General features: G+C 45.8%; 14 protein-coding genes, 1 tRNA gene and 1 rRNA gene. 5 read left to right on the forward strand and 11 right to left on the reverse strand.

Features of this window, described 5'->3' with window-relative positions; translation table 11 throughout:
• The 11 genes from G614_RS0114135 to dnaA all read right to left on the reverse strand — a co-directional run.
• A 16S ribosomal RNA gene (locus G614_RS0114135) occupies positions 1-103 on the reverse strand; the annotation flags it as partial.
• A 413-nt stretch (positions 104-516) separates the two neighbouring features.
• Positions 517-604 (reverse strand) — tRNA-Ser (locus G614_RS0114140).
• A gap of 85 nt (positions 605-689) precedes the next feature.
• The gene (locus G614_RS0114145) at positions 690-1,412 is read right to left on the reverse strand and encodes a lysophospholipid acyltransferase family protein (protein ID WP_027642468.1); all 723 of its coding nucleotides are present in this window, start codon (positions 1,410-1,412) and stop codon (positions 690-692) included.
• A 9-nt stretch (positions 1,413-1,421) separates the two neighbouring features.
• A complete protein-coding gene (locus G614_RS0114150) occupies positions 1,422-1,973 on the reverse strand; it encodes a Fe-S-containing hydro-lyase (RefSeq protein ID WP_027642469.1) in 552 nt (183 codons plus the stop codon).
• Positions 1,974-1,995: 22 nt separating this feature from the next.
• A complete protein-coding gene (locus G614_RS0114155) occupies positions 1,996-2,838 on the reverse strand; it encodes a fumarate hydratase (RefSeq protein WP_027642470.1) in 843 nt (280 codons plus the stop codon).
• Positions 2,839-2,981: 143 nt separating this feature from the next.
• Positions 2,982-5,528 (reverse strand): DNA gyrase subunit A, encoded by a 2,547-nt coding sequence (gene gyrA, locus G614_RS0114160; RefSeq protein ID WP_027642471.1) that lies wholly within the window; start codon positions 5,526-5,528, stop codon positions 2,982-2,984.
• Between the two features lie 31 nt (positions 5,529-5,559).
• Positions 5,560-7,473, reverse strand: a complete 1,914-nt coding sequence (gene gyrB / locus G614_RS0114165; RefSeq protein ID WP_027642472.1) for a DNA topoisomerase (ATP-hydrolyzing) subunit B — start codon at positions 7,471-7,473, stop codon at positions 5,560-5,562.
• A gap of 33 nt (positions 7,474-7,506) precedes the next feature.
• Positions 7,507-8,592, reverse strand: a complete 1,086-nt coding sequence (gene recF, locus G614_RS0114170) for a DNA replication/repair protein RecF (RefSeq protein WP_027642473.1) — start codon at positions 8,590-8,592, stop codon at positions 7,507-7,509.
• 19 nt (positions 8,593-8,611) lie between these two features.
• A complete protein-coding gene (locus tag G614_RS0114175) occupies positions 8,612-8,821 on the reverse strand; it encodes an RNA-binding S4 domain-containing protein (RefSeq protein WP_002569308.1) in 210 nt (69 codons plus the stop codon).
• A 24-nt stretch (positions 8,822-8,845) separates the two neighbouring features.
• On the reverse strand, positions 8,846-9,964 hold the full coding sequence (dnaN, locus tag G614_RS0114180; RefSeq protein WP_027642474.1) for a DNA polymerase III subunit beta: 1,119 nt from the start codon (positions 9,962-9,964) through the stop codon (positions 8,846-8,848).
• A 280-nt stretch (positions 9,965-10,244) separates the two neighbouring features.
• Positions 10,245-11,615 carry a chromosomal replication initiator protein DnaA gene (gene dnaA / locus G614_RS0114185; protein WP_027642475.1) on the reverse strand — a complete coding sequence of 457 codons (1,371 nt, stop codon included), beginning with the start codon at positions 11,613-11,615 and terminating at the stop codon, positions 10,245-10,247.
• Between the two features lie 447 nt (positions 11,616-12,062).
• Here dnaA and G614_RS0114190 point away from each other — a divergent pair, with 447 nt between their 5' ends.
• The 5 genes from G614_RS0114190 to G614_RS0114205 all read left to right on the forward strand — a co-directional run bounded on the left by G614_RS0114190 (position 12,063) and on the right by G614_RS0114205 (position 15,082).
• Positions 12,063-12,704 carry an ECF transporter S component gene (locus tag G614_RS0114190; protein ID WP_027642476.1) on the forward strand — a complete coding sequence of 214 codons (642 nt, stop codon included), beginning with the start codon at positions 12,063-12,065 and terminating at the stop codon, positions 12,702-12,704.
• A 228-nt stretch (positions 12,705-12,932) separates the two neighbouring features.
• A complete protein-coding gene (rpmH, locus tag G614_RS0114195) occupies positions 12,933-13,067 on the forward strand; it encodes a 50S ribosomal protein L34 (protein WP_002578936.1) in 135 nt (44 codons plus the stop codon).
• A gap of 115 nt (positions 13,068-13,182) precedes the next feature.
• Complete coding sequence (gene rnpA / locus G614_RS0114200) at positions 13,183-13,527, forward strand: ribonuclease P protein component (protein WP_002569303.1); 345 nt, start codon at positions 13,183-13,185, stop codon at positions 13,525-13,527.
• Between the two features lie 7 nt (positions 13,528-13,534).
• Positions 13,535-13,747 carry a membrane protein insertion efficiency factor YidD gene (yidD, locus tag G614_RS30050; RefSeq protein ID WP_080664513.1) on the forward strand — a complete coding sequence of 71 codons (213 nt, stop codon included), beginning with the start codon at positions 13,535-13,537 and terminating at the stop codon, positions 13,745-13,747.
• Positions 13,748-13,765: 18 nt separating this feature from the next.
• Positions 13,766-15,082: a YidC/Oxa1 family membrane protein insertase gene (locus tag G614_RS0114205; RefSeq protein WP_027642477.1), complete on the forward strand. Its 1,317-nt coding sequence runs from the start codon at positions 13,766-13,768 to the stop codon at positions 15,080-15,082.
• Position 15,083 lies beyond the last annotated feature (1 nt).

The raw sequence follows: 15,083 nt of genomic DNA on the forward strand, positions 1-15,083 counted from the left end.
ATTAAATTCCATCCGAAAACTTCATTCAATTGCTTCGTTCGACTTGCATGTGTTAGGCACGCCGCCAGCGTTCATCCTGAGCCAGGATCAAACTCTCATGTTTAAAAGTTGATTCCAGGTTTCAGACTACTTAGCTTGGCTAGTTATCTTTAACCTTCATTACTTGGTTTTGTTCTGAATTTTCTCAAATCCAAAGGTCTAAACCAGACCTTTTGTCTTTAGAATTTTCAGGGTTTTACATACTGTCTAATCTTCAATTATCAAGGTTCTTTGTTGTCGGCTTGTTCAGCAGCAACTTTTATATCTTATCACAGTCGCTTGTGTTTGTCAACAACTTTTTTATTTTTTTTGATTTTTGTTTTCAGCCAATCGGCTTTCCTCAATCATCAATCGCTGTTGTTTTTTTGTCCAGCGAATACTAACTATACCATAACCGTTGTTTATTGTCAACAACTTTTTAAAACTTTTTTTCTTCTTTAAACAAGTGTGAAAAAAATAATCATTTGGAAAATGGAGCGGAGAAAGAGGGATTTGAACCCTCGCGCCGGTTTCCCGACCTACACCCTTAGCAGGGGCGCCTCTTCGGCCTCTTGAGTATTTCTCCGAATTGATATTTTCCATATGATTGCTTCTTTTGACATGCTTGTCCTTAGACGCATTGACCATTATACTAAATAGATTTTAGCTTGTCAAGCCATTTTGGCGAGATTTTTATTTATTTCTTCCTGTATCCTTTCGTGTACAAGATGTGCTATTTCTGAGGTTTTCATTCCCATATATTGATCCGGCATAATGGGCTCCATATAGTGAACCTGCACTTCTTCCCTTTTTAATGAGTTCATATCAAAGGGACGGAAAGAATTAATCAGGGCTACAGGGACAATGGGGCAGCCTGCTTTTACAGCGGCCTTAAATGTACCGCTCTTAAAATCCAGTATCTCATTACCGTTGCGGCTTCGGTGGCCTTCCGCAAATATAACAAAGTTACGGCCTGACTTTACCAGTTTGGCGACTTCAGATATGATGCGAACCTGGTCTTTTACATCATCCCTGTCCATGGCAAGGCTTTTGGTGGCCCCCAGTACCTGCTTTACCAGAATCCAGTTGGATGCCTCTTTCTTTATTACAACAGATAAAGGTCTTGGGCAGGTTGAAAACAGGGCAAGCATATCAAACAGCCCCTGATGGTTCGGAAACAGTATAAACCCATCCTGAGACGGAATATGCTCTGTTCCCGTTGCAGTGACCGTAACCCTTCCCCTTCTGTTAATCCTCTTTACCATCTCTGATATATACCCATTCTTCTCAGCGGCTGTCCTTGTATCTTCTTCCCTGGCCATACGCGAAATGGTGAAGAACCACATCGGTGCATGGAGTAAATTCATGAGTACCATATATATAATCCGCTTCATATCCCCTCGCTACAGAGTGCAAAATTCCTTTACTGCTGTTTCGTATAGATTATTGCCAAGGGCATCCGTCACCACAACCACCGGGAAATCCTGAATGGTCAGTCTGCGGATTGCCTCCGTACCTAAATCTTCATATGCAACAATTTCGGATGAAAGAATGCATTTGGACAGAATGGCTCCTGCTCCTCCCACAGCGGCAAAATAAACAGCTCCGTCACGCACAATGGCATCCATAACATCCTTGCTTCTCTTTCCCTTTCCTATCATGGCCCCCATGCCCAGGTCCAGAAGGCGGGGCGTATACTTATCCATACGGCTGGCTGTAGTAGGACCGGCAGAGCCGATGGTTCTTCCCTCCCTGGCAGGGGACGGTCCCATGTAATATATGATGCTGCCCTCTATGTCAAATGGCAGTGATTCCCCTCTGTCAAGGGCCTCGTCCATCCGCTTATGGGCGGCATCCCTGGCCGTATAAATGGTTCCTGTAAGATATACATAATCTCCTGCTTTTAAGGAGGCAGCTTCCTCTTTTGTCATTGGTACATTCATGTGCCGATTCATCTGAACAGGACTCCTTTCTCATTTACAGTACTCTGCGGGCATGACGGTTTACATGGCAGCATATATTTACGGCAAGGGGAAGGCCGGCAATATGGGTGGCAAAGGTCTCTATGTTAACGGCAAGGGCTGTCACCCGCCCTCCCAGTCCCCCGGGTCCTATGCCAGACTGATTGATTCGGTTTAACATATCCTCTTCCAGCTCTCTGACCCACTGCTTCTCAGGCTTATCCTCTATATCCCTGGTCAGGGCGTGCTTCGCCATCTGGGCGCATTTCTCAAAGGTCCCGCCTATGCCCACTCCCACCACCATGGGCGGACAGGCATTTGGTCCTGCCTCTCTCACTGCCTGAAGGATGGATTCCTTTACCCCTTCCAGGCCATCAGCCGGCTTTAGCATGAACACACGGCTCATATTCTCACTTCCAAATCCCTTAGGAGCCACTGTGATGTCTATCTGTTCCCCATCTACAATATCACAGTGAATGACAGCCGGCGTATTATCCTTTGTATTGATTCTCTCTATAGGGTCCCCGACCACGGATTTTCGAAGATATCCCTGTTCATATCCCTGGCGTACGCCTTCATTGACAGCATCAGCCAGTCTTCCCCCTGTGATATGTACATCCTGGCCTATTTTCATGAATACCACAGCCATACCTGTATCCTGGCAGATAGGTATGCTGTCCTCTCCCGCGATTCTAAGATTCTCCTTAAGCTGTCCCAGAACCTGGCGCCCCAGAGGGGATTCCTCCACCTCCACTGCTTTTTCAAAGACCTTTCTCATATCCGGGGCCAGACCGTAATTGGCCTCAATACACATGTCCCTTATTGCTTCTGTAATGGTTGCTGCGGGTATCTCCCTCATTTTCTTTATTCCTCCCATCCTTTTGCCATTGCAGCCGAATTGTCTCAGTAATTCTATCTGTTCCTTCGAACTGGAACAAAAAAAGCAATGACTATTTCATAAAAAGGCTGCCGTGACTGACAGCCTTTTCATGGAACTGAATCTTAAACCGATTCATCTGAATCTACATCTGCTTCACTATCTTCTTCAGAATCCCCGTTCTCTTCTTCATAATACTCTTCATCATATACATTGCTGTCCTTGGTAACGCTTTCCCTTACCTTGGCTATACTTGCCACCTTGATGTCAGAATCCTGATTAATGCTCATGAGCTTGACGCCGGAGGTATTGCGTCCAATCACTGATATATCGTCAACCGTCATGCGGATAATAATGCCTTCTGTTGTTATTATCATGATTTCCCTGCCGTCATTTACCAGCTTGGCACCTACCAGATAGCCGGTCTTATCCGTACACTTGTAGCAGATAACACCCTTTCCGGCCCTGTTCTGGGTGCTGAATTCCGTAATCATAGTACGCTTGCCCATGCCGTTCTCGGAAACCACCAGAAGGCTGTCTCCCTGGCTCTGCATCTGCATTCCGATGACTTCGTCATCTTCCTCGAAACGCATTCCAATGACGCCCATGGATACACGGCCGGTCACTCTTACATCAGTCTCGTTGAAACGGATACACATGCCCTTGCGTGTGACAAGAAGGATATCCTGGGTATTATCCGTTGCCTTTACCTCAATCAGCTCATCGCCGTCCCTGAGCACAATAGCCTGAAGTCCGTTCCTGCGCACATACTCATACTCCACCATAGGTGTTTTCTTGACCATGCCGTTCCTGGTAGCCATGAACAGATATTTGTCATCGTTGAATTCACGCATGGGAATAATGGCTGTAATCTTCTCCTCCGGCATCAGCTGCAGAAGGTTTATAATAGCCGTTCCCCTGGCCGTACGTCCTGCTTCCGGTATCTCATATGCCTTCAGACGGTACACTCGCCCGGTGTTGGTAAAGAACATCATATAGTGATGGTTGGTGGTCATGAGAAGGTCCTCGATATAGTCCTCCTCAATGGTCTGCATCCCCTTGATTCCCTTGCCGCCCCGGTTCTGGCTCCTGAAATTATCCACGTCCATACGCTTGATATAGCCCAGATGGGTCATGGCAATGATGGTGTCCTCGTCCGGAATCAGGTCCTCCATGGACATATCGTCGTCATATCCAATGGCTGTTCTGCGGTCATCCCCGTATTTATCAGAGATGATCATGATTTCATCCCGGATAACGGTAAGCAGTTTCTTCTCATCTGCAAGGATTGCCTTCAACTCCTCGATCTTTGCCTGAAGTTCCCTGTATTCATTCTCCAGCTTCTCACGTTCCAAACCTGTGAGAGCGCGGAGCCTCATATCCACGATGGCCTGTGATTGTGCGTCAGAAAGCCCGAAGCGCTCCATCAACTGGTTCTTGGCATCCGCCACATTCGCTGATCCGCGGATGATGCGGATCACCTCGTCAATATGATCCAGGGCAATGAGCAGTCCCTTTAATATGTGGGCTCTTTCTTCCGCCTTGTTTAAATCATACCGGGTCCTTCTGGTAACTACCTCTTCCTGATGCTTTAAGTACTCCTCCAGCATCTGGTGCAGGTTGAGTACCTTTGGCTGGTTATTAATAAGGGCCAGCATGATAACACCGAAGGTGTCCTGCAGCTGGGTATGCTTTAACAGCTGGTTCAGGATTACATTGGCATTTACATCCCTGCGCAGCTCTATGTTTATCCGCATGCCTTCACGGTTGGATTCATCTCCAATGTAGGTAATGCCGTCAATTTTCTTTTCCTTGACCAGGTCTGCTATTTTCTCAATGAGACGTGCTTTATTTACCATGTAGGGAAGTTCCGTCACGATGATTCTTGACTTTCCGTTGGCCATGGTCTCTATGTTAGTCACGGCTCGCACCTTGATTTTGGCACGGCCCGTGCGGTAAGCTTCCTCGATTCCCCTTCTTCCCAGAATGGTGGCGCCGGTGGGGAAATCAGGTCCCTTTACAATCTCCATGATTTCTTCCAGGGAGGTCTCGCGGTCCTCCTCCACTCTGTTGTCAATCATCTTCACCACTGCGCCGATGATTTCCCTCAGGTTGTGGGGAGGTATATTGGTGGCCATACCAACGGCAATACCGGATGTGCCGTTTACCAGCAGGTTAGGGTATCTGGAGGGAAGGACAATGGGCTCCCTCTCGGTTTCGTCGAAGTTAGGTACGAAGTCCACTGTATCTTTATTGATATCTGCCAGCATTTCCATGGAAATCTTGCTTAAGCGGGCCTCAGTATAACGCATGGCTGCCGCGCCGTCGCCGTCCACAGAACCAAAGTTTCCGTGTCCGTCCACCAGAGGATAACGGGTGGACCACTCCTGCGCCATGTTAACCAACGCACCGTAGATGGAGCTGTCTCCATGGGGGTGGTACTTACCCATTGTATCACCGACGATACGGGCGCACTTACGATGTGGCTTATCCGGACCGTTGTTCAGCTCTATCATGGAATAAAGCACACGCCTCTGTACGGGCTTAAGGCCGTCCCTGACATCAGGCAGGGCCCTGGCGCTGATAACACTCATGGCATAGTCGATATAGGACTGTTCCATGGTTTTCTTAAGGTCTACTTCATGAACCTTGTCAAATACATTTGGTTCCATATTCAATCTCCTTTATGTTTGCAGTCTAAAATCAGATATCTAAGTTCTTCACCTTTTTCGCATTGGCCTCAATGAATTCCCTTCTGGGTTCTACCTGGTCGCCCATGAGGGTGGTGAAGGTCAAATCTACTTCAGACGTGGTTTCCTCATCCATGGTGACACGCAGAAGTATCCTGCGTTCCGGGTCCATGGTTGTCTCCCACAGCTGCTCCGCATCCATCTCTCCCAGACCTTTGTAACGCTGAATTTTATTGCTGTTGTCGCGTCCAATCTCCATGAGGATGGAATTCAGCTCCTCATCACTGTACGCATACCATACCTTTTTATTCTTCTCCACCTTATACAGGGGAGGCTGGGCCAGGTATACATATCCCTGTTTGATTAATTCCGGCATAAACCTGTAAATAAAGGTCAGAAGAAGGGTGCTGATATGAGCCCCGTCCACATCGGCATCCGTCATGATGATGATTTTGTGGTAGCGGAGTTTGGATATATCAAAATCGTCATGAATACCTGTTCCAAATGCAGTTATCATGGCCTTGATTTCCGCATTGCCGTAAATACGGTCCATTCTGGCCTTCTCCACGTTGAGAATCTTACCTCGCAGGGGAAGAATGGCCTGGGTGGCACGCGAACGGGCTGTCTTTGCGGAACCGCCTGCGGAATCTCCCTCTACAATATAAATCTCGCAGTTTTCCGGATTTTTGTCGGAACAGTCAGCCAGTTTGCCCGGAAGGGCCATGCCGTCAAGGGCTGATTTACGGCGTGTTAAGTCCCTGGCCTTTCTGGCAGCTACACGGGCCCTCTGTGCCAGTATGGATTTCTCACACATGGACTTGGCCACAGCCGGATTCTGCTCCAGAAAATAGGTCAGCTGCTCGCTGACAATATTGTCTACTGCTGCACGGGCCTCGCTGTTGCCCAGCTTCTGTTTTGTCTGGCCCTCAAACTGGGGCTCCTCGATTTTAACACTGATTATGGCTGTCAGGCCCTCACGTATATCCTCACCGGACAGGTTATCCTCGCTGTCCTTTAAGAGCTTTTTCTCCCTGGCATAGTCGTTGAAGGTCTTGGTCAGGGCGTTCTTAAAGCCGGTGAGATGGGTGCCTCCCTCAGGCGTATTGATGTTGTTTACAAATGTGTAAATATTCTCTGTATAGGAATCATTGTGCTGCATGGACACTTCCACATTCACGCCCTCCCTGGTTCCCTCGCAGTAAATAACCTGATCGTAGATAGGTGTCTTGCCCCTGTTCAGGTATGTGACGAATTCCTTGATTCCGCCCTCATAGTGGAAGACCCTTTCCTTCTTTTCTTCCCTGTTATCCTTAAGGATTATCTTCAGGTTCTTAGTCAGGAACGCTGTTTCCCTGAGCCGGATTTTCAGGGTATCGTAATCATAGACTGTCTCTTCGAATATTTCCTTGTCAGGCAGAAAGGTGACCTTTGTGCCATGCTGTTGCGGACCGCATTTGCCCACGATCTTCAAGGGGTATGTTACCTTTCCCCTTTCATACCGCTGTTGGTAAATTTTTCCGTCTTTATAGACCTGGACCTCCAGCCATTCAGACAATGCATTGACAACCGAAGCACCAACGCCATGAAGGCCGCCGGATACCTTATATCCGCCGTTGCCGAACTTACCGCCGGCATGGAGGATGGTGAATACAACTTCCACGGCAGGAAGGCCTGCCTTTTTCTGGATATCTACCGGAATACCGCGGCCGTCATCCACCACTGTGATAGAATTGTCCTCGTTGATGGTCACATCGATGGAATCACAATATCCCGCCAATGCTTCATCTACCGCATTATCTACAATCTCATACACCAGATGATGGAGACCTCTGGCAGATGTGCTGCCTATATACATGCCAGGCCGCTTCCTGACCGCCTCAAGTCCTTCCAAAATCTGAATCTGATCTGCTCCGTATTGCTCTCCCATGTTATATTATCATCCTTTCTTTCTAGTACGGCATTAATTCTCGTTGATGACAGTCCCGTCAATTACCTTGAATACCTTATCAATCTGGAACCTGTTATTGACAAAATCATCCAGACCCGTGCAGGTAATCATGGTCTGTATATGTTTAATGGCCGACAGCAGATGGTTCTGCCTGCTGCTGTCAAGCTCTGATAACACATCATCCAAAAGCAGGATTGGGTCGTCATGGCTTAATTGCTTGACCAGCTGTAGCTCTGACAGCTTAAGGGACAGGGCCGCTGTGCGCTGCTGCCCCTGGGACCCGAACCTGCGTATATCAATACCATTTACAATAAAGCTTATGTCATCCCTGTGAGGTCCCGACAATGTGGTCTTCTGTTTCATGTCCTGGGCCCGGTTCCTTTTAAGGATATCCTCCATCTGGTCTTCCTGGGTGTAGGGTTCATAGGAAATGGATATGTCCTCCCTGCCGCCTGTCAGACTCAGATGAATGGCGTGTATGATTTCATTCAGCTGTTTAATGAATTCCCTTCGGAACTTAATCACTTCACGTCCGTAGTTCACCAGCTGCATATCCCACACATCCAGGGTTTCCTCATACTCAGGCCTGAAAAAAAGTTCCTTTAACAGCTTGTTGCGCTGAAGGAGGACCTTATTGTACTGTACAAGGGAATGGACATAGAGCTTATTCAGCTGGCACAGTTCCATATCAATGAACCGCCTCCTCTCGGAAGGCCCGTTCTTTATGATATTCAGATCCTCCGGCGAGAAGAATACCACATTGGCTATGCCGAACAGCTCGCTGGCCCTGCGTATGGGAACCCCATTGATGGCAATGCCCTTTGGCTTGTTCTTTTTCAGATGCATATCAATACGGTAAGGGACATTGTTCTTCCTTATCTGCAATTTAATATGGGATTCATCCTGATTGAACCGGATGATATCCCTGTCCTTGGCGCTTTTATGTGATTTGGACGTGCAGCACACATACACTGCCTCCAGGATATTGGTCTTTCCCTGGGCATTGTCCCCATAGAGTATATTGGTTCCCTGATTAAACTCCATATGTAGTTCTTTGTAATTGCGATAATTTTTCAGTTCTATGGATTCTATAATCATGGATATCCCTGCCAGTCTGTTACTTCGTAATTTTAATGGTTTCACCCTTATAGGTGACCACATCACCGTCCACCAGTTTTTTCCCACGCTGATAAACAGTCTCGCCGTTTACCGATACAAGGCCGTCCTGGGCGGCATATTTGGCTTCTACGCCTGATTCTGCCAGGCCAGCCGCTTTCAGCGCCTGACCCAGCTTGATATAGTCTTCCCTAAGTTTTATTATTTCCATACTTTTCCTCTCTTAGACATCCTGCTAGACAGTAGCAGCATTAAAATTAACAGGAAGAATCAGATAGATATAATTTTCCTCCTCGTCCTTGATAAAGCACGGGGACTTTGGATTCATCATATAAATATTGATTTCCTCGTCATCAATGACGCGCAGCGCGTCGATGAGGAACTTGGGATTGAATCCAATCATGATGTCCTTACCGGTTTTGTGAATCATCAAATCTGCGTTCATGGAGCCAAAACTGGAGTTCAGCTTCAGTTCCATGGAATTATCACCAATATTGATAATCAGCGGTTTCTTATCGTTTTCGCGTATCAGGATGGTGGCGCGCTCAATACAGTCCAGAAATTCCTTCTTGTTCACAGATACCCTTGTCTCATAATCGCTGGAAAGCATCTGGCTGATTCTGAAATATTCACCCTCAATCAGACGGGATACCACGATTGAATTGTCAAATTCAAAAAGGATATGGTTGGTGCTGAAGTAAATCAGCACTTCTTTTTCATTATCTCCGCCTAATATTTTGCTGACCTCGCTTAAGGTCTTGCCGGGTACGATTACCTTGGTGTCCTCATAGTGGTCTTTTAGGCGTACCTTGCGTATGGAGATTCTGTGTCCGTCCAGGGATACCACCTTCAGCTGGTTTTCATTGACTTCAAACAGCTCTCCGGCCATCATCTTATTGCTGTCATTAGGTGAAATGGAGAAGATGGTCTGCTGGATGACCTCCTTTAAGGTAAACTGGGACAGGCAGATATATTTATCCTTTTCTATATAGGGAAGGTATGCGAACTCTTCCCCGTCCCGTCCCTGGATATTGAACACGGAGTTCTCACAGCGGATGGTTGTGTTGAACATATTATCTGATTCAATGGTAACGGATGCATTTTCACTGGAAAGTCTTCTGGTAATCTCAGAGAAAAGCTTTGCATCCAGTGCGATCTTGCCGTGTTCCAGTATGTCTCCCTCAACCCTTGTCTCGATTCCTAATTCCATATCATTGCCTGTAAGCCGGATTTCGTTGGTGCTGGCGTCAATGAGTATGCATTGCAGAATGGTCATGGTGGTCTTGGAAGGTACAGCTTTCATTACAATATTAATTCCATTAACAATGGCGTCTTTTTGAAATCTTAACTTCATAATGTTGATAACTTCCTTTCAAAGTAATTGCGTGCCCGGTGTGTCATCTGTGTGTGAAGATATAGAAAATTTTCGTAGAAACCGTAGTAGGGGTTGTGGGTTTGTGCAAAACTGTCTGAAGTCCTTGATAATTAAGGACAAGTACCTGTGGAACAGGATGTGCAAACCATCCACTTTAATGAGGGAAAACTTAAAGTTTATCCACAGGTGGTTAAAAGTCATTCACAGGTCCTTCAGAAAAGATCAGTTATCAACAGCCCGTCCACATGGATTCCACTTCCTATTGTGGATTGATCTTCTTTTTCAGTATCTCTATGGTATTCCTCAATGTGTCATCCTTTGCCATGTCACCGGTTATCTTTTCAGCACCATGTATGATGGTGGTATGGTCCCTTCCTCCCAGGTACCGTCCGATGGCCTGGAGAGGGGTGGCCGTCATATCCCTGCACAGGTACATGACGATCTGCCTTGGATATACGATTTCCTTATTACGTTTCTGGGATGAGATATCCAGGGGGGTAAGGCCAAAATGATCGGAAACCACCTGAATGATCAGGTCAGGAGTCACTTCCCTCTGGGCATTGGGGGAGATGATGTCCTTTAAGGCTTCCTCGGCCAGTTCCAGGGTGATGTCGCACTTGTTAAGCCTTGATAATGCAACGATTTTTGTCAGGGCTCCCTCCAGCTCACGGATATTGGATTTGATATTGGTAGCGATGTATTTGATTACCTCGTTATCTATATTATATCCTTCCATCTCCTCCTTTTTGCGCAGAATCGCCATTCTTGTCTCATAATCAGGAGACTGGATGTCCACGGTCAGGCCCCACTCGAAACGGGATCGGAGACGTTCTTCCAGTGTCTCGATTTCTTTTGGCGGTTTATCTGAAGATATGATAATCTGCTTCTTTGATTCATATAATGTGTTAAAGGTATGGAAGAACTCCTCCTGGGTGCTTTCCTTACCTATGATGAACTGGATATCGTCAATGAGCAGGACATCGTTGTTCCTGTATTTTTCCCTGAATTCCGTGGTGGTTATGTTGTTCTTATTACGGATGGCGTCAATCAGCTCATTGGTAAAGGTTTCTGAGGTGACGTACAGTATCTTGGATTTCGCGTTGTTCTTTAATATGAAGTGGGCGATGGCATGCATCAGATGGGTTTTGCCAAGCCCCACGCCTCCATATATAAAAAGAGGGTTGTATATCTCACCTGGGGATTCAGCCACAGCCAGGGCAGCAGCATGGGCCAGGTTGTTATTTCCGCCTACAACAAAGGTATCAAAGGTATACTTGGGATTTAAGTTAGCACTCTGTATGACATCGGGGCTGACAGAAGCCTTGTTATTCTTAATCAGCTGGGGCGCAGACGGTTCCTCCGCCTCCGCAATTTGCTCCTTAACTTTGAAATCCACCTCGCATTCCTTTTCAAGGAATTCAGAGATGGTTACCTTTAATAAAAATCCATATTTCTTATTTACATATTGTAAAAAGGTCTGTTCGGGAACAATGATGGTTACTGTGTTGTCTTTAAAAGAGTGCGGCTTTAAGGGTTCCAGCCAGGTACTGTAGGAGATATTGGTTATTTCGTGTTCTTCTTTTAAAGTAAGTAAGATTTTGTCCCAGTTTTCTTTGATTTTTTCGATCATTTTTTGTCTCCTAAAACTGTATTGCAGAATTGCCCAATCTAAATATATTGTATACTAAAGTAAAAATTTTTTCAATGACAAGTGTAAAATATTGTGGATAACTTTGTGAATTGGGGGTGGAAGCCCTGTGTAAGCAGTGTGGAAAGATCCTTTGTCCACAAAAATCGTGAAAAAGTTAACTGGAGATTTACACATGGTGGAAATATTCATAAATTCTGGTTTTTTTAGATAGGACTGGGGAAAAAACAGGCATTATCCTATACTTATCCACAACTTATCCACATTTTGTGGATAATATTATGTTAATCTGGGATCCGATGTGAAAATATCCTTGCATAGAAAGGGAAACATAAGCCTGAAACATTGACGCTAAGGTGATTTTTACTTATAATTACGTTGTAGCATTGCATTGTATCTTTTTCATAAGAACAGTAGCAGGAGGAAAAAATGAATACTTTATCCAAAACCCGTAACCTGGTATTGGCAGCAGTGATTGCAGCCATTATCGTAATCATGGCCTTTGTGCCATTCTTAGGGTATATTCCGCTTGGATTCATGAATGCGACCACCGTTCATATACCTGTTATTATCGGAGCCATTATTCTGGGACCGAAATATGGGGCATTCCTGGGGTTGACATTCGGCCTGACCAGTTTGTGGAAGAATACCTTCATGCCAAATCCCACGTCCTTTGTGTTTTCGCCCTTTGTTACCATGGGGCAGTTTCACGGAAATCTGGGAAGCCTGGTCATCTGCCTGGTTCCAAGAATACTTATTGGGGTTGCGGCCTATTATGTGTACCGTCTGTTCATGAGGATGCTTAAGAACAGGAGAAATAAGCAGGGGACCGCATTGTTTGCGGCAGGCGTAGCCGGCTCCCTGACCAACACACTTCTGGTTATGAACCTGATTTATATTTTGTTTGGGGATCAGTATGCATCCGCTGCCAGCTGGACAGCCAAATGGGTATATGGAGTAATATTGGGAATCATCGGTATGCAGGGAGTGCCGGAAGCTCTGGTGGCCGGAATCATTGTGACGGCTGTGGCCGGAATCCTGCTGAAGGTAATACCTGACAGCAGAGGATAGGCAGGGAACCGGATTTATACTAAATATAGTAATGTAGTTTTGCAATGCACACATTTTGTTGGGACAGTCTCTGAGACTGTCCTTTTTTGCTGCTTTTTTGTTGATTTTTTGAGAAAATCCGCTTGACGAAGGCGGATTTCTTCTATATAATTGAGAAGATGTTTAATTATACTAGTCTAAATGTGTGTTTTCACATTGCCACATAATTTTGATAGGAGGTGCCCGGATATGAAGATGACATTTCAGCCCAAGAAGAGACAGAGAGCGAAAGTTCATGGCTTTAGAGCAAGAATGAAGACTACAGGCGGTAGAAAAGTTATTGCTGCCAGAAGAGCTAAAGGTAGAGCAAAATTATCCGCTTAATTGTTTCAAGCTTAAAGCAAAAGAACTACGGGCCACAGCATCATGTGGCCTTTTCTTTTCTTACCTTCCCGGAAAAAGGGGAGTGTTTTGACAACCTGATTGTAAGGAGTTTCGGATGAAACGATTTCCTTCCGTTAAGAAGAACAGTGAGTTCCAGGTGATATACAGGAATGGAACTTCCTATGCGAACAGACTGCTGGTGATGTATGTTATGAAAACCGGGGAAGATGAAAACCGCATTGGCATATCTGTGAGCAAAAAGGTGGGCAACAGCGTTGTCCGCCATCATATAACAAGGCTTTTAAGAGAGATTTTCCGTTTGAACAATAACAGAATAAAGACTGGGTTAAACATCATCCTGGTGGCAAGAGGCGCTGCCAGACAATCGGATTACAAACATTTGGAGGGTGCTTACCTGCACCTGTGCGGACTGCATCACATTTTAAAAGAATCGAAGTGAAGTGATTATGGCAAGATGTCTGATTTTGTTGGTAAGGGGCTACCAGAAGTTTCTGTCACCCCTTAAAGTAAGAACTCACTGTATTTACACACCTACATGCTCTCAATACGCCATTGAAGCAATAAAGAAGTATGGTGCGTTAAAGGGTGCATGGTTGGCCTGCAAGAGGATACTCCGGTGTCACCCATTTGCAGAAGGCGGTTATGATCCAGTTCCGTAGAACGAAGGAGGTAGTGTATTGAACAGTATAGCTGGCGCAGTATTATTGACAAAAGCAGGAGGTATTTTGGGGCCGATAGCTGATATCCTGGGGTGGATCATGGACTTATTGTTCCGTTTTACCAGTACCTTCGGGGTATTGAATATTGGTTTATGCATCATTTTATTTACCCTTGTAACCAAGGTGCTGATGATACCTCTTACCATTAAGCAGCAGAAATCATCGAAACTCATGGCAGTCATGCAGCCCGAGATTACAGCCATCCAGAAAAAGTACAAGGGCAAGGAAAATGACCAGAAGTACGCCATGATGATGCAGACTGAAATCAAGGCAGTTTATGAGAAGTACGGCACATCCATGACAGGCGGATGTCTTCCTCTCCTGATTCAGATGCCTATTATTTTCGCATTGTACCGCGTCATCTACAATATTCCTGCATACGTACAGTCCGTAAGGGGATATTATGAAGCAGTGGTAAGCAAGCTTCCCAGCGGATATGAGGCGTCTCAGGCATTTACAGACCTGGCACAGGCCCACAAGATGGTGGGTGAGAGATTTGACTATACCAATGTAAACACAGTCATTGATTTATTATATAAGCTCACAGGACAGCAGTGGGATTCCCTGGTCAACGCCTTTTCTTCGGTGGGACAGGCAGTTACGGAGACAGGTGTAAGAGTGGTGGATGCCATTGAGAACATGCAGAACTTCTTTGGTCTGAATATTGCATACACACCCCTGCAGGTTATCATGAACTATTTTAATAAGGTTGACAATACCACGCTAATGACTGCATTTGCGGCACTTTGCATTCCGCTGCTGGCAGGTTTAAGCCAGTGGTACAGTACCAAGCTGATGACAGCCAATCAGCCCCAGCAGTCTGAAGATGCTCCGGGCGCCAACATGATGAAGAGCATGAATGTGACCATGCCTTTAATGTCCGTATTCTTCTGTTTCTCATTTGCATCCGGTATCGGACTTTACTGGGTTGCACAGAGTGTATTCACCATTATCCAGCAGGTGGGAATCAATTCTTATCTTAATAAAGTTGATATTGACGACCTGGTTCAAAAGAACATTGAAAAGACCAACAAGAAGCGCGCAAAGAAAGGCCTTCCTCCTACAAAAGTGGGCAATGTAGACGAGATGCTTAAGAAAATTGAAGCAAAGGAAGAAAAGGCAGAACAGGCCAAGATGGCTAAGATCGCTAAGACTAAGTCCATTGTTGAGGAGTCTACCAAGTACTATAATGATAATGCCAGGCCCGGAAGTCTGGCGGCTAAGGCTAACATGGTTTCCAAGTATAATGAGAAGCACGAGAAGGGTAAAAAGTAGG

Origin of the sequence: [Clostridium] clostridioforme AGR2157 (genome assembly GCF_000424325.1) — a bacterium.
GTDB classification, from domain to species: Bacteria; Bacillota; Clostridia; order Lachnospirales; family Lachnospiraceae; genus Enterocloster; species Enterocloster clostridioformis_A.

What these genes read in the sequence shown, in the direction of transcription:
- G614_RS0114175 (WP_002569308.1), bottom strand. Translation starts at nt 8,821, where the DNA reads ATGGAAATAATAAAACTTAGGGAAGACTATATCAAGCTGGGTCAGGCG.
- yidD (WP_080664513.1), top strand. Translation starts at nt 13,535, where the DNA reads ATGGCAAGATGTCTGATTTTGTTGGTAAGGGGCTACCAGAAGTTTCTG.
- gyrA (WP_027642471.1), bottom strand. Translation starts at nt 5,528, where the DNA reads ATGGAACCAAATGTATTTGACAAGGTTCATGAAGTAGACCTTAAGAAA.
- dnaA (WP_027642475.1), bottom strand. Translation starts at nt 11,615, where the DNA reads ATGATCGAAAAAATCAAAGAAAACTGGGACAAAATCTTACTTACTTTA.
- dnaN (WP_027642474.1), bottom strand. Translation starts at nt 9,964, where the DNA reads ATGAAGTTAAGATTTCAAAAAGACGCCATTGTTAATGGAATTAATATT.
- rpmH (WP_002578936.1), top strand. Translation starts at nt 12,933, where the DNA reads ATGAAGATGACATTTCAGCCCAAGAAGAGACAGAGAGCGAAAGTTCAT.
- G614_RS0114155 (WP_027642470.1), bottom strand. Translation starts at nt 2,838, where the DNA reads ATGAGGGAGATACCCGCAGCAACCATTACAGAAGCAATAAGGGACATG.
- G614_RS0114150 (WP_027642469.1), bottom strand. Translation starts at nt 1,973, where the DNA reads ATGAATCGGCACATGAATGTACCAATGACAAAAGAGGAAGCTGCCTCC.
- G614_RS0114145 (WP_027642468.1), bottom strand. Translation starts at nt 1,412, where the DNA reads ATGAAGCGGATTATATATATGGTACTCATGAATTTACTCCATGCACCG.
- recF (WP_027642473.1), bottom strand. Translation starts at nt 8,592, where the DNA reads ATGATTATAGAATCCATAGAACTGAAAAATTATCGCAATTACAAAGAA.
- G614_RS0114190 (WP_027642476.1), top strand. Translation starts at nt 12,063, where the DNA reads ATGAATACTTTATCCAAAACCCGTAACCTGGTATTGGCAGCAGTGATT.
- gyrB (WP_027642472.1), bottom strand. Translation starts at nt 7,473, where the DNA reads ATGGGAGAGCAATACGGAGCAGATCAGATTCAGATTTTGGAAGGACTT.
- rnpA (WP_002569303.1), top strand. Translation starts at nt 13,183, where the DNA reads ATGAAACGATTTCCTTCCGTTAAGAAGAACAGTGAGTTCCAGGTGATA.